This is a genomic window from Methylocystis sp. B8 (assembly GCF_005771425.1).
GTDB lineage: Bacteria > Pseudomonadota > Alphaproteobacteria > Rhizobiales > Beijerinckiaceae > Methylocystis.
In genome coordinates this window covers 208,813-222,157 of the sequence record NZ_VBTZ01000002.1, presented here as the reverse complement: position 1 = coordinate 222,157, position 13,345 = coordinate 208,813, and the positions used below count along the sequence as shown (strand labels likewise).

The 13,345-nt window shown below is 62.1% G+C and carries 11 protein-coding genes; 3 read left to right on the top strand and 8 right to left on the bottom strand.

Annotation, left to right across the window (positions count from 1 at the left end; genetic code table 11):
- Positions 1–35 precede the first annotated feature (35 nt).
- On the top strand, positions 36–1,100 hold the full coding sequence (locus FEV16_RS05940; protein WP_138166717.1) for a sensor histidine kinase: 1,065 nt from the start codon (positions 36–38) through the stop codon (positions 1,098–1,100).
- Here the strand turns inward: FEV16_RS05940 and FEV16_RS05935 are convergent.
- From FEV16_RS05935 to argJ, 5 genes are all read right to left on the bottom strand, one after another.
- Positions 1,081–2,454 carry a DUF2252 domain-containing protein gene (locus FEV16_RS05935; protein ID WP_138166716.1) on the bottom strand — a complete coding sequence of 458 codons (1,374 nt, stop codon included), beginning with the start codon at positions 2,452–2,454 and terminating at the stop codon, positions 1,081–1,083. The two genes, FEV16_RS05940 and FEV16_RS05935, sit on opposite strands and share 20 nt — an antisense overlap.
- Before the next feature lie 73 nt (positions 2,455–2,527).
- Positions 2,528–2,929 carry a (deoxy)nucleoside triphosphate pyrophosphohydrolase gene (locus FEV16_RS05930; RefSeq protein ID WP_171015142.1) on the bottom strand — a complete coding sequence of 134 codons (402 nt, stop codon included), beginning with the start codon at positions 2,927–2,929 and terminating at the stop codon, positions 2,528–2,530.
- An 8-nt stretch (positions 2,930–2,937) separates the two neighbouring features.
- Positions 2,938–3,459 (bottom strand): carboxypeptidase-like regulatory domain-containing protein, encoded by a 522-nt coding sequence (locus FEV16_RS05925; RefSeq protein WP_138166715.1) that lies wholly within the window; start codon positions 3,457–3,459, stop codon positions 2,938–2,940.
- A gap of 64 nt (positions 3,460–3,523) precedes the next feature.
- Entirely contained in the window at positions 3,524–4,204 is a 681-nt protein-coding gene (locus FEV16_RS05920; RefSeq protein WP_138166714.1) for an HAD family phosphatase, read from the bottom strand.
- Between the two features lie 8 nt (positions 4,205–4,212).
- Entirely contained in the window at positions 4,213–5,460 is a 1,248-nt protein-coding gene (gene argJ, locus FEV16_RS05915; RefSeq protein WP_138166713.1) for a bifunctional glutamate N-acetyltransferase/amino-acid acetyltransferase ArgJ, read from the bottom strand.
- A gap of 196 nt (positions 5,461–5,656) precedes the next feature.
- On the opposite strand from argJ, the gene FEV16_RS05910 reads away from it, so the two are divergent.
- Positions 5,657–7,381 (top strand): patatin-like phospholipase family protein, encoded by a 1,725-nt coding sequence (locus FEV16_RS05910; protein WP_138166712.1) that lies wholly within the window; start codon positions 5,657–5,659, stop codon positions 7,379–7,381.
- A 138-nt stretch (positions 7,382–7,519) separates the two neighbouring features.
- Here FEV16_RS05910 and FEV16_RS05905 read toward each other — a convergent pair whose 3' ends face one another.
- Entirely contained in the window at positions 7,520–8,422 is a 903-nt protein-coding gene (locus FEV16_RS05905) for a peptidylprolyl isomerase (RefSeq protein WP_138166711.1), read from the bottom strand.
- Positions 8,423–8,541: 119 nt separating this feature from the next.
- Complete coding sequence (locus tag FEV16_RS05900) at positions 8,542–11,499, bottom strand: bifunctional [glutamine synthetase] adenylyltransferase/[glutamine synthetase]-adenylyl-L-tyrosine phosphorylase (protein ID WP_138166710.1); 2,958 nt, start codon at positions 11,497–11,499, stop codon at positions 8,542–8,544.
- 126 nt (positions 11,500–11,625) lie between these two features.
- On the opposite strand from FEV16_RS05900, the gene FEV16_RS05895 reads away from it, so the two are divergent.
- Positions 11,626–12,474: an ATP-binding protein gene (locus FEV16_RS05895; RefSeq protein ID WP_138166709.1), complete on the top strand. Its 849-nt coding sequence runs from the start codon at positions 11,626–11,628 to the stop codon at positions 12,472–12,474.
- A 131-nt stretch (positions 12,475–12,605) separates the two neighbouring features.
- Here the strand turns inward: FEV16_RS05895 and nth are convergent, their stop codons facing one another.
- The gene (gene nth, locus FEV16_RS05890) at positions 12,606–13,310 is read right to left on the bottom strand and encodes an endonuclease III (protein ID WP_138166708.1); all 705 of its coding nucleotides are present in this window, start codon (positions 13,308–13,310) and stop codon (positions 12,606–12,608) included.
- Positions 13,311–13,345: the final 35 nt, after the last annotated feature.

Genomic DNA, 13,345 nt, shown 5'->3' with positions numbered 1-13,345 from the left:
ATGCTGCGGGGCTCCCAACCGACGATAGGCGCCGAGTGACCGATACGGAAATTCGCCCAGAAACCGATGACGCGCGCTCCGCGCGGTCCTTCTGCGACGAGCAGGCCTTTGCTCTGGAGCGGATGCAGCTCGCGCTCGACGCGGGGCGCACTGGCATCTGGGATTGGAACCTCCTTACCGGCGAGGTGCATATCGACGAACGCGTGCGCCGCCTATGGGGACTGCCCGAGGGCGTTCCGGCAAGCTTCGAGATTTTCCGCAGCGCGTTGCATCCGCAGGACAAGAAGCGCACCAAGGAGGCGGTCGGCGTCGCGCTCGATCCTACTCACGAAGGCGATTACGAGATTGAATATCGCGTGATCGGTCAGACCGACCGCATCGAGCGCTGGGTCTCGGTGCGCGGCCGCACCTTTTTCGAGGACGGCAGGGCGGTGCGCATTCTCGGCACCGCGCGCGACATCACGCCGCGCAAGCAGCGCGAGCAGCATGTGCGCGTTCTGCTGCGCGAACTCGTGCATCGCTCGAAGAATCTGCTCGCCGTTGTTCAGGCGATGTCGCGGCAGACGGCCGCCGGCTCGCCGTCGCTCGAAGAGTTTCAGCGCAAATTCGCCGCGCGGCTGCAGGCGCTGTCGATGGCGCATGATTTGCTCGTGTCGCAGGACTGGCGCGGCGCCTCGATGCGCGAATTGGTGCGCGCTCAGCTCGCCTATTGCATGGATGTGGCGCGGGGCGACCTGCCGGCGCGCGCCAAGATCGACGGACCGATAATCATGCTCAAACCCGAGGCCGCGCAGAACATCGGCCTTGCCTTGCATGAGCTCGCGACGAATGCGCTGAGCTATGGCGGCTTATCACGACCCGATGGGGCCGTGTCGCTGACATGGCGCTTTGACGACGGGCGGCTCAATATCGAGTGGCGTGAAAGCGGCGGTCCGGCGGTGGCGATGCCGCCACGCGAAGGTTTCGGCCACAAGGTCATCAAACGCCTTGTCGCCCAGGCGCTCGATGGAACGGCGACGCTGAATTTCCCGCCCGAGGGATTGATCTGGACGCTGTCGATCCCGGCGAGCTACGCGACGGTCAGGGAAGCTTCGGCATAGCGCCTAGCCGCTCGCAAAATGCCTTGTAGTCCTTCGCATTCTGCTTTGCGTAGAGCATCGCAAAGGACGCGAGCGCGTCGTCGAATGCTTCGCTCTTCCCCATGTAGCCCGCGAGAGTCGCTGCGTCGACGGAGCGCGCATGCGCGCGCGCTAAGGTGCGCCCGCACAGTTTGGCGTAATCCAGCAAATCATGGCGTTGCATCAATTCGGTGAGCCCGCCCAGACGGCGAGTTTTTAGCTGGCGCATGTAGAACTCTCTCTGGGAAGCCGGGTCGCTCATCGGGGCCAGGAAGATGTCTGAAGCCGCCTGCATCATGCGTTGCCCTCTGACGACGCGCTCGGCCTGAGCGCTCGGCCATGCGCCAACGCCAAAACGCTCCAGCACTGACTGCTTTGCTTCCTTCACTTGGATGAACAGCGGCTCATCGTCCGGGCTCATGAACAGCGCGACCGTGCAATAGGTTCCCAGGCTGCCAACGCCAACGGCCTTGAAGGCAATGTCGCATAAACGGTAGCGGCGCAATAAAGAGGCAATATGCGGAAGCAAATTGGCGAATGCGGCGGCAAGCAGCCTATTGACGTCGAATTGGTTGGCGACGCTTTCGTCGAAGTGGAAGAGCCGCGGCGGCTTATCGTCGATTCGCGAGTCGCCGTTTGCTCCATTCGAAATCTTCGGAAAGTCGTCAGCATGATCGTCTTCCTCCCGACGCGCCGATTGAGCGGCGTGTCTAACGTCGGGGAGAACCCGGTTGCGGAGTTCCGCGACGACATCGCGAAGCGGGACGCGCGTGTTCCAGGCGCGGAGCGGCGGCAAGGCCGCGAGCTCCGCCACAGCCTTGCGATAGGCCTTAATGGCGGCCCGAGCCGTTGATCTTGCAGCTCTCTCACTTTTATCGGCGAGCGCCGCGACGGCGACGCTCGTCGCGAACCGTCGCAAATCGATCGTGACGTCGACATTCGGCAGCGTCTCGTCGAAATCGTTCACGTCGAACAGCGCATGTCCTTCAGGCGAGACGAAGGCGCCAAAATTCATCAGATGGCAGTCGCCGCAGACCTGAACGCGAATTCCCGGCGCTGGCTGCGTCGCAAGATCGGCGGCCATGACGTCGGCGGCGCCGCGTAGAAACGCATGCGGCGACTCCGCCATGGATTTGCGGCGAAGCGGAAGTAAGAATTGTATCCGATCGCGCTCGGTCTCGGCGATGATCGCCGCCGCGTTTCGGTTTGGGGCGGGCATGAAGTCCGCGAGCGACTCGCGCGAAACATTCTGGCGCAGGGCCTTCCCTGCCGTATAGCGGGCGCGACGGTCGGGAGCGCGCTCAATAACGCCGCCGCCCCATGTTTCAATGTCCATTGTCGGCAATCCTCAAACAACCAATCAGGCCATAATGGCACAAAGAATTGGCGGGGTCAGCTTGGCATTGCGATTACCCGAGCAGATCAATCAGTGGCCCGATCAGCGGCGCATCGGCGGGCGGCATTGGATAGTTGCGAAGGTCTCGCGCGCGCGCCCATTTCACCGCCTGTCCTTCTGTTGGCGAAATAAAACCCTCCCACTTACGGCAGACGTAAAGCGGCATCAGAAGATGGAAGTCGTCATAGGCGTGGCTCGCGAAGGTTAGCGGCGCAAGGCAGGGCGCGCACACGCGGACGCCGAGCTCTTCTTCCAGTTCGCGCGCGAGCGCATCTTCTGGCCGCTCGCCGGGATGAATCTTGCCGCCGGGAAATTCCCATAGACCCGCAAGCGTTTTGCCTTCAGGCCGCTGCGCGATGAGCACACGATTGTCAGCGTCGACGAGCGCCGCCGCAACGACAAGCAACAAATTCATGGGTACGCTCAATTGCCGGAGAGAACGACTTTGACAGGGCCTTTTTCCTTGCCGGTGAGCGTCACTTCCTCATACATCGCGCCCCCTTCAGGCGTAGCCGAGTCTTTGGGCGTCCATATGAGCTGCGTGGTGAGGTAGTAGCGTCCTGGCGCGACATTCTCGAAGGTGAAGCGCCCGTTTGATTCTGTCGTCGTCGTACGCGTCAGCGAGGCGTATTGCGTATCGGGCTCGACCTTCGGAATCGACGCCACCGGCAGGAATTTCACTGAGCCGTAGAATTTCTGGATGCGCGCTTGCGCGTAGGTCGTCGCGGGTATGAGCCGTACGGTTTCGCCCGCGGCGTAACGCACGTTCGATTGTCCCAAGCCGTCGGGCAGAAAGGCCTCGCCGGTAATGACGCCCTTGCCAGGCGCCCTGATGTAATTCGCCTGCGACGGATCGAAGGCCATGCCCGGCTCGGGGCCGCGCGCGGTGTTGCATGCTGAAAGCATGGCGAGCGGCGCGACAAAAAGAAACTTAACGCAACGCATGGCGACAACGCTCCACGACGAACGCAGATCGCAACCCCTTGACCGGCGCCGACGCCCCCTCCCGCTAGGCCGGCGAGGCCGGTTCGGCGGCGATCAGATAATCTAGCACGTCATACATGGTTCTGACGACTGCGACGCATACCGACCGTTCCGCGGCTGTCGCCGGCGCCATGTCGGGCACCATAATGGTCATCGCGCCCGAGGCGGCGGCGGAGCGAACGCCGGCCGGCGAGTCCTCGAGCGCCAGACAATATTTCGATGCAATATCAAGTTCCTCTGCGGCTCTCACAAAGGTTTCGGGCGCCGGCTTTGCTTCCTTCACCATATCGGCCGTTATTTGCGCTGCGAAATAGTTAAGAAGGCCGGCGCGCTCGAGATGGCGTCTTGCAATCTCGCCGCTCGTCGACGTCGCCACAGCCATCGGCGTGGAGCGAGAGCGCAGATGCGCGAGGAGTTCGCGCACTCCGGGCTTAACGGGAACGCCGTCGCGGGTGAGCGCGCCAAAGCGATCTTCGAACAGCGTGTCAAAACGCTCCCGCACGAAGCCGTCGCCAAAGCGGCGCTCCATGAGCGCATAGCAATTCGACCAGGGCGTTCCGAGCATCTGCAGATAGAAGCCGTCATCGCCTTCCAATCGCATAGAGGAACACGCCTCGCTGATCGCCCGCAGATAAAGCCGCTCAGTGTCGAGAAGCGTGCCGTCCATATCGAAGATCGCGGCGTGAACCGCGTTCGGGAGCATCATTCGGCGGATCAGCTTCGATAGTCGCCATTGATTGCGACATAGTCCTTGGTGAGGTCGCAGGTCCACACCGTCGCTGCGCCCTTGCCGAGTCCAAGATCGACATTGATGACGATCTCGTCGCGCTTCATGATCTGCGAAACTTCAGCTTCGTCATAATCGGGATCGCGCAGCCCCTTGTGGGCGACGCGCACGCCACCGAACCAGATCGCGAGCCTGTCGCGATCCGCCTTCTCGCCGGCCTTGCCGACCGCCATGACGATGCGGCCCCAGTTCGCGTCCTCGCCCGCGATTGCAGTTTTCACGAGCGGCGAATTGGCGATGGAGAAGGCGACGCGCTTCGCCGCCTTGGCGTTGTCGGCGCCTGTCACCGTCACTTCGACGAATTTACGCGCGCCTTCGCCGTCCTTCACCACCTGATGAGCGAGATCAAGCAACACGGCGTCGAGCGCGCGCTTGAATTCAGCGAGGCGCTTGTCGCTCACCTTTTCGATCTTCGGCGCGCCGCGTTTCTTCGCCGCGCCCGTCGCAAAGAGCAGCAGCGTGTCGGAGGTCGACGTGTCGCCGTCGACGGTGATGGCGTTGAAGCTGCCCTTGGCGCCGCTGTCGAGCATCGCCTGCAGCGCTTCTGCATCGATTGCGGCGTCGGTGAACACGAAGGCGAGCATCGTCGCCATGTCCGGCGCGATCATTCCAGCGCCTTTGGCGATGCCGCTGATCGTCACTTCGACGCCAGCGATCATCGCGGTGCGCGTTGAAAGCTTCGGATAGGTGTCGGTGGTCATGATGGCGCGCGCGGCGTCCAGCCAGCCGTCCGGCCGCGCTTCTTCAACGAGCCTGTCGAGCAGGCCATCGAACTTATGCGCGTCGAGCGGTTCGCCGATGACGCCTGTGGAGGCGAGGAAAATCTGGCGTTCTGGCGCCCCCGTCGCGGCCGCGGCGAGCTTCGCCGAGAATTTGACCGCCTGCGCGCCGGTCTTGCCGGTAAAGGCGTTGGCGTTTCCGGAATTGACCAGAAGCGCGCGCGCCTTGCCGCCCTTTAACTTGTCGCGGCACCAGTCCACCGGCGCTGACGGACATTTGGATTTGGTGAAGACGCCCGCGACTGTCGTTCCTGTATCGAGCAAGGCCAGCATCACGTCGGTGCGTCCGGCATAGCGTACGCCAGCAGAGCCGACGGCGAGGCGCACGCCCTCGAGCGGCGGAATTTCGGGCGGGGATTTCGGCGCAAGCGGCGAGACCGGGACGTCATGAGCCATTGATCTGACCTTTTAAGGATGAAGCGGCGCTGCGCGGTTTGACGGGGCGGACCGCCGGCGTCAAGGCGGCTCATAAGGGAAAGGGATTTTCAGCGCAATCTTGCGCCAAGCGCGCAAGCTTTCGCATGTTTGTCATAACCTCGGACTGTATTGGAAAACCGCGCCTATTTGCGGATTGATTTGAGGATTGACGATTATGAGTCCGACTTACGAAATTGGCCTTGTCTTGTCCGGCGCGATATCGGCGGGGGCCTATTCGGCCGGCGTGATGGATTTTCTGATCGAGGCGCTCGACGCATACGAGGAAGCGAAGGGACGAGCCGATTGGGACGGCCCCACTCACAATGTACGTATTCCGGTCATGGCCGGCGCGTCGGCAGGCGGAATGACCGCCGCAATCGCCGCGCTACATACATTTCGTCGACTCGAACATGTCTGGCCGGACAAGCCCGTTCCGCCCGATACGCGCAATCGCCTCTATTCGAGCTGGGTGCGAGACATAGACATCATGCGATTGCTCGAAACGACCGACCTCGATGGCGTCAAAGCGTCGGCGGGCGTGAAATCGGCGCTTTGCTGCGACGTGATCGACGAAATTGTCGCCAACGCCTTCAATCTGTCGGGAGAATTGCGGCAGCCAAATTGGGTCGGGCGCGGCGACGAACGAACCTTAAGAGTCATGCTCACGCTGACCAATCTGCGCGGCGTGCCATATTCGTTCCAACTCTTCGGCACGAATGATCCCCGTCGCTACGGCATGCTTAATCACGGCGATTATCTCGATTTCAATATTGGCGTCGAGCCTCGAGCCGTCGACGCCGCGTTGCCTCTCGATATTCGAAATACCGTCGGCGACGGATGGGATCTGTTTCGAACCGGCGCCAAGGCGACCGGAGCCTTTCCGATGGGGCTTGCGCCGCGCTATATCGAGCGTCCGTCGACCGACTATTGGCACAGCGACCGCGTCGGATTCGAGAGAGACGGCGGCTTCACGACCGTCTGTCCCGACGATTGGGTGAAGACTGTCAAGCCATACGCTTTCGTTTCCGTCGACGGCGGCACGATCGACAATGAGCCGTTGGAGCTTGTGAGACGCTATCTCGCCGGCGCCGGGGGAAAAAACGAGCGCGCAGGCGACAAAGCGACCAAATCCGTCATCCTCATATCGCCGTTTCCGAATTATCAGAAGACCACCCATGAAAGCCGCGGCGAGAAATTAGTCGAAGTCGTCCCGCGCCTTCTTTCGACGCTTATCGACCAGGCGCGCTTCAAGCCGGCGGAACTGGAGCTCGTCCAGAATGAGAATGTGTATTCCCGATACATGATCGCGCCCGAAAGGGAGTCAAACGCGAACCCAGATTCGAAGCTCTATCCCATCGCTTGCGGCGTCTTGGGCGGCTTCGGCGGTTTTTTGCATCAATCCTTCCGCAGGCATGATTATCTGCTGGGACGTCGCAACGCACAGGCCTTCTTTCGCGCGAATTTCGCGTTGCCCGTCAGCAATCCTCTCTTTAGCGAATTCCCTCAGGAGCGGCGGGACAAGTGGCTCGTGCGCGACATCAAGACAGGAGCCATAAAGACATATGCGACGGACGCTGGCGAGGAATATGGTTTGCCCATCATTCCTCTCACCGAGCCACTAAGCCGGGAAATCAAAATCGACGAAGCGGACTTGCCAAAGCCGCAGGTATTCAGTCAGCCGGAAGTTCGGAGCGCGTTGCGGGCGGCTATCCGGCGGCGGGCGGAAACGGTCGTCGGCGCGCTCGTGGATAACGACCTGAAAGACGCCACTTCGGGATTTTTCAGCCCTCTTAAACGCCTCGGCGCGAAGCATTTTGGAATTGATTTCGCGGTCAGCAAAGCCAATGAGAACATTTTTCCGGCGATCGACAATGTGACGAACGCATTCTACGAGAGCTAATTCGATATTTAGAGCATTTTCCGCCGAAGCCGGTTCGGCGACAAAAATGCATCAATTCAAAAACACCACAGCCTGTTCGCGAACAAATGATTCACGAACAGGCTTTGGCTCTCGCCCGCGGGCGCGGGCGGGCGTCGCTTACTTCTTCTTCGGCGCTTCGGCGGGCTTGGCGCCTTCCGCGGGCTTCGCGCCCGGCGAGCCCTCGCCTGGCTGGTCGGAGCGCTCGATCTTCGAGCCTTCGCGCAGCTTCATGACGAGTTCGCTCTGCGCCTTCTGCACCACATAGCGGGCGACCTGGTCCTTGACCTGATCGAGCGGCGGGAAGGTTTTCGGGCGCTTCTCGTCGAGCTTGATGATGTGCCAGCCGAATTGCGTCTTGACCGGCTCTGAGACCTGACCTGGCTCCATCTTCGCCGCCGCCTCGGCAAACTCCGGCACCATCCGATCCTTTGTAAACCAGCCGAGATCGCCGCCCTTGGCTCCGGGATCTTTCGACAGTTCCGTCGCGACCTTGCCGAAGTCCTCGCCGGCCTTGATGCGTTTCAGCGCGGCCTTCGCCTCATCTTCGGTCGGCACCAGAATATGATGGGCGTGATATTCCGTTTCAGGCTTCTGATTCTTCGCCGCCTCATCATAGGTCTGCTTGATCGCCGCTTCGGTCGCCGATTTTTGGGCGACGTCACCAAGCAGCGTCTCCATCAGCGCCTTGTCACGCAGATAGGCGAGCTTCTTGGCGAATTCCGGCGTCTCGGCGAGCTTGTCTGCCTGCGCCTTTTGCACGACGAGTTGCTCATCGATGAGGAAGTCGAGCACATAAGTGTCGCGCGCTTTTCCTTCGAGCTGGCGCGGGATCGCGGGGCCGAGATCGTCCATAGCGAGCTTTAGGTCTTCGTCGGTGATCTCGACGCCATTCACCTTGGCGAGAACTTTCGCCGCGGCCGCCGCGGCGCCGCCGGCGCTCATCGCCAGCAGGGCGGCGAGTCCGGTCGCTCCAAGCGCGGCGCGAGCGAGAGAACGCGCATTCTTGCGGGCGTGGGACATGATGTGCTCCAAAAAAGAGGCCGAACGGCCTGAAAAGCGACCGTCGCCGCCGAGGGGGAAGGTCCTGCGCGAGGAATCCGGCGTATCTATGCCCGAGCGGCTGGTTCTGCAACTCCCGGTCAAGCTGAAACCGGGCGCTCGGCGACTTCGCCAACGACGCTCGTGAATATTTCCCGGGTCTTTTTCTGCGTATCGGCGAGCAGGGCTTCGAGGTTGGAAAGATCGGGCGCGTCACCGACGCGCAGCAGCAGCTCCGTCAGCCCACGCGGCGCGTCGGCGGGACGGAACACGTCATCGATCGCCAGCCGTAGCAGTTGCGTCAGTCCCTGATAGAGCTTCGAGGCGTCCGCCAACGCCTCCGCAGCGCCCGCGTCGAGAAAGCCGGCGTCTTTGAGATGCTGTAGGGCGATCGTGGTGGTGGTGGAGAAAAGCTCAGGATGCTGCGGGCCATGAAGCAGCATCAGATATTGCGCAATGAATTCGATGTCGACGAGCCCGCCGGGGACCTGCTTGACCTCCCATGGACTTCCCGACCCCTTTTCCTTTTCGAGCCGGCGGCGCATGGCCAACACGTCGTCCTTCAATTTCTGTGCGTCGCAGGGCCTCGTCAGCGCTGCGCGGATCGCCGCATCGACTCGGCTTGCGAACGCTTCAGGACCCGCGATGACGCGGGCGCGGGTCAAGGCCATATGTTCCCAGGTCCACGCCTCGTGAGCCTGATAGTCTGAGAAGGCTTTAAGGCTCACGGCGATCGGCCCGCTGTTGCCTGAAGGCCGCAAGCGAAAATCGACTTCGTAAAGCAGCCCCTCAGCCGTGGGAGCGGAAAGGGCGCTGATCAGCCTCTGGGTGAGGCGGCCGTAATATTGTTGCGTTGAAATGGGGCGCTCGCCGCCTTTCGATTCCGCCATGGGGTCCGCGTCGTAGAGCAGCATCAGATCGAGATCTGATGCTGCGGTCATTTCGCATCCGCCGAGCTTGCCCATAGCGATCACCGCCGCAGCGCCGCCCTCGATTGTTCCATGCGTCCTTGCGAATTCCTCGCACACGCGCGCGAAGAGTTGGGCTATGACCGTCTCGGCGAGGCGCGTATAGGCGAGACCGGCCTCTGCGACCGACATGGAGCCCGTCAGGATGCGCACGCCGATGAGGAATTTCTGTTCCTGTCCGAAGATGCGCGCGCGGTCGAGCGCATCTTCATAAGAGCGCGCCTCCGAGAACTGCGCGGCGAGTCGCTGATCGAGCTCCGCCTGCGAGGGCACGGTCTCGAAAAACGCCGGCTCGAGCAGCGCGTCCAATACGCGCGGGCGGCGCGAGATGGTCTCAGCGAGCTTGGGCGCCGCGCCCATGATCGCGGCGAGCAAATTGAGAAGGCTCGGCTGCGAAACTAAAAGCGAAAAGAGCTGCACGCCGGCGGGCAGTTTCGCGATGAGCTTGTCGAAGGCGAGAAAGGCGGCGTCGGCGTTCTCTGTCGCGGCGAGCGCTTCGAGCAAGACTGGCGTGAGTTCGGTGAGGCGCTCGCGCGCGATCGTCGAACGCGTCGCGGCGTAGCGGCCGAAATGCCAGCCGCGAATCGTCGCCGTCACTGTCTTCGGGTTGGCGAAACCCATATTGGCGAGCGTTTCGATCGTGCCCGGATCATCATCGTCGCCGGTGAAGACGAGATTGCCGGCGGACGAGGTGAGCTGCGGCGCGCTTTCGAAAAGCTTCGCATAATGGCTCTGCACGAGATCGAGCCGCTTCAACAGCGCCTCGGCGAAATCGGCGTAGCAGGCAAAACCCATCATGCGGCCGATGACGGCGACGCCGTCTTCAGTTTCGGGCAAAGTATGTTTCTGCTCGTCTGCGACCATCTGAATGCGATGCTCGACATCGCGCAGGAAGAGATAGGCTTCGCGCAGATCGTCGCGCGCCTGCGGCGCCACCCAGCCGCTCTCGACGAGTTGGTCGAGCATCGCGAGCGTCTCGCGTCCGCGCAGGCGCCGATCGCGGCCGCCGGTGATGAGCTGCTGCGTCTGAACGAAGAACTCGATCTCGCGAACGCCGCCGCGTCCAAGTTTAATATTGTGGCCGACGACGGCGATCTTGCCGTGGCCCTTATGCGCGTGAATCTGCCGCTTGATCGAATGCACGTCGGCGATCGCGGCGAAGTCGAAATATTTGCGCCAAACAAAGGGCGCGAGTTCCTGCAGGAATTGCTCGCCGGCGTATATGTCGCCAGCGACCGGACGCGCCTTGATGTAGGCGGCGCGCTCCCAGTTCTGGCCCATGCTTTCGTAATAGGAGAGCGCCGCTTCGAGCGGGATGGCGATCGGCGTCGCGCCTGGATCGGGACGCAGCCGCAAATCGGTACGAAACACATAGCCCTCGGCGGTGCGCTCGCTCATGATTTTGACGATCCGCTTCGTCAGTCTGACGAAGAGATCGACGTCCGCCGCTGGGTCGGCGAGGCGCGCGCGCGAACGGTCGAAGAAGACAATGAGGTCGATGTCAGAAGAGTAATTGAGTTCGAACGCGCCGCCCTTTCCCATGCCGAGAAAGATCCAACCTGAGCCGCGTTCGGGATCACGCTGGTCGGCGAGTTCGATTTTGCCCGCAAACGCAGCGGCGCGCAGCGTGAAGCGAACGGCGGCGGAGAGCGTGGCGTCGGCGATCCGCGTGAGCGCGCGCGTCGCCTCCGGCATGTCCCAGACTTTGGCAAGATCGGCGAGCGCGATGACGAGCGCGGCTTCCTGCTTCGTGAGTCGCAGCAGGCGCATCAGTTCTGCTTCGTCGTCGGTTTCGATGTTTCGCGTCGACTGGATGAGGGCTTCGATGCGCCGGGCGGGATCGTTTTTGAGGATGCGCGTAAGCCGCGCGGGATCGCGGGCGGCAAGGTCCGTCAGATAGGGCGATGAGCCCAATGCGCCGAGCAGCAGGTCGCGCGCTTGCGGCCGTTCCTGCAACAGCGCGGCGAGCGCCCCATCGCCTGCGCCGTCCTTCTCGAGAACGCGCGCGAGCGCCTCTTCCGCCTTCTCGGCGTCGAGAGGCGCGATGAAGACCTTGGCGCGGTCGATGAGCGAGTGTTCGGTCGGCTTCAAATCTTTTCCCGGCTGAGCCGTCGATGCGGCGCTCGCCCTTCGGTATAATCCTGTGCGTCGCGCAAATCAGCCCCGGCCGCCGACCAGCCGGGTGCCTCAGATTTTCAAGAATCCGCGGGGAGGTTCATGTCGCAGGAGGATGTCGCCGAGCTTCTCGCCCGCATCGCCGGAGCGCTGGAGCGGCTTGCGCCGCCAAATCCAGATAGGCCCGATTTTTCTGCCGCCGAAGCCTTCGTCTGGCGCGCGGCCGGCGAGGCGTTCCATTCGGTCGGTCGCGTCAATCGCGTCGATCTGGCGCTGCTCAAGGGCGTCGATCGCCAGCGCGACATGCTCTTCGCCAATACGAGCCGCTTCGCTCAGGGGCTTCCCGCGAACAACGCGCTGCTCTGGGGCGCGCGCGGCATGGGCAAATCCTCGCTGGTGAAATCCGTCCACGGCGCGCTTGCGGAGAGGGGCTTAAAACTCGTCGAAATCCATCGCGAGGATATTGAAGCGCTGCCAGCGCTGCTCGGCGCGCTGGCGCAGGCGCTGTTCCGCTTCATCGTCTTTTGCGACGACCTTTCGTTCGATGGTTCGGAGACGAGCTACAAGGCGCTCAAGACCGCTCTCGAAGGCGGGGTCGAAGGGCGGCCCGACAATGTGCTGTTCTACGCCACGTCGAATCGCCGCCATCTGCTGCCGCGCGACATGATGGAGAATGAAAGCGCGACCGCGATCCACCCCGGCGAAGTGATTGAGGAGAAAATCTCGCTTTCAGACCGCTTCGGATTATGGATCGGTTTTCACAATTGCAGCCAGGACGACTATCTGGCGATGGTCTTCGGCTACGCCGATCATTTTGGACTGAACGCGCCAGAGGCGACGATCCGCGCCGAAGCGCTGGAATGGTCGATCACGCGCGGCGGGCGTTCGGGCCGCGTCGCCTGGCAATATATTCAGGATTTGGCCGGGCGGTTGGGGAAGACGCTCGGGTAGTCTCATTCCCGACAGGCCGAATACGCCGCATAGAGGGCGTCATTGCGAGGAGCGCAGCGACGAAGCAATCCAGAGTCGCGGGGCGGATTTTGGATTGCTTCGCCTTCGGCTCGCAATGACATGTGCAAACTTCAGACGAGAGTCTTCGCCTTGAAGCGACACAGATCGGCGATGATGCAGCGCGGACATTCGGGCTTGCGCGCCTTGCATACATAGCGCCCGTGCAGAATGAGCCAGTGATGCGCGTGCAGGAGATATTTTTCGGGCACGATCTTCTCTAGTCCCGCTTCGACTTCTTCGGGCGTCTTGCCTGTCGCCAGCGGCAGCCGGTTGGAGACTCGGAAAATATGCGTGTCGACAGCGATCACCGGCTGGTGAAAAGCGACATTGAGCACGACATTCGCCGTCTTGCCGCCGACGCCGGGGAGCGCCATCAGCTCCTCGCGCGTGCGCGGAACTTCTCCGCCATGTCGTTCGACAAGCATTCGGGACAGGGCGACGACATTTTTGGCCTTGGCGCGGTAGAGGCCGATCGTCTTGATGAGGTCGCGCACCCGCTCTTCGCCCAGCGCCGCCATTTTGGCGGGCGTGTCCGCGAGCGCGAAGAGCGCCGGCGTCGCCTTGTTGACGCCGGCGTCGGTCGCCTGCGCGGACAGCACGACGGCGACGAGCAGCGTGAACGGGTTCTTGTATTTGAGCTCGCTCTTGGGTTGGGGATTGGCGGCTGAAAGACGCGCGAAAATCTCCTCGATGCGGGCGGCTTCGGCGGCGGACGGCCGCCGGCCGGGTCGCGCTCTTTTGCGGACGCGCGCGCTTGAAGTATTTGTTTCCGCCATTGGCGCGTTATAACTTTTAGAATCTGAGGGAGAAA

Excerpts from the sequence above, each read along its gene's own strand:
- FEV16_RS05935 (WP_138166716.1), bottom strand. The coding sequence starts at position 2,454 with ATGGACATTGAAACATGGGGCGGCGGCGTTATTGAGCGCGCTCCCGAC.
- FEV16_RS05930 (WP_171015142.1), bottom strand. The coding sequence starts at position 2,929 with ATGAATTTGTTGCTTGTCGTTGCGGCGGCGCTCGTCGACGCTGACAAT.
- FEV16_RS05925 (WP_138166715.1), bottom strand. The coding sequence starts at position 3,459 with ATGCGTTGCGTTAAGTTTCTTTTTGTCGCGCCGCTCGCCATGCTTTCA.
- FEV16_RS05920 (WP_138166714.1), bottom strand. The coding sequence starts at position 4,204 with ATGATGCTCCCGAACGCGGTTCACGCCGCGATCTTCGATATGGACGGC.
- argJ (WP_138166713.1), bottom strand. The coding sequence starts at position 5,460 with ATGGCTCATGACGTCCCGGTCTCGCCGCTTGCGCCGAAATCCCCGCCC.
- FEV16_RS05910 (WP_138166712.1), top strand. The coding sequence starts at position 5,657 with ATGAGTCCGACTTACGAAATTGGCCTTGTCTTGTCCGGCGCGATATCG.
- FEV16_RS05905 (WP_138166711.1), bottom strand. The coding sequence starts at position 8,422 with ATGTCCCACGCCCGCAAGAATGCGCGTTCTCTCGCTCGCGCCGCGCTT.
- FEV16_RS05895 (WP_138166709.1), top strand. The coding sequence starts at position 11,626 with ATGTCGCAGGAGGATGTCGCCGAGCTTCTCGCCCGCATCGCCGGAGCG.
- nth (WP_138166708.1), bottom strand. The coding sequence starts at position 13,310 with ATGGCGGAAACAAATACTTCAAGCGCGCGCGTCCGCAAAAGAGCGCGA.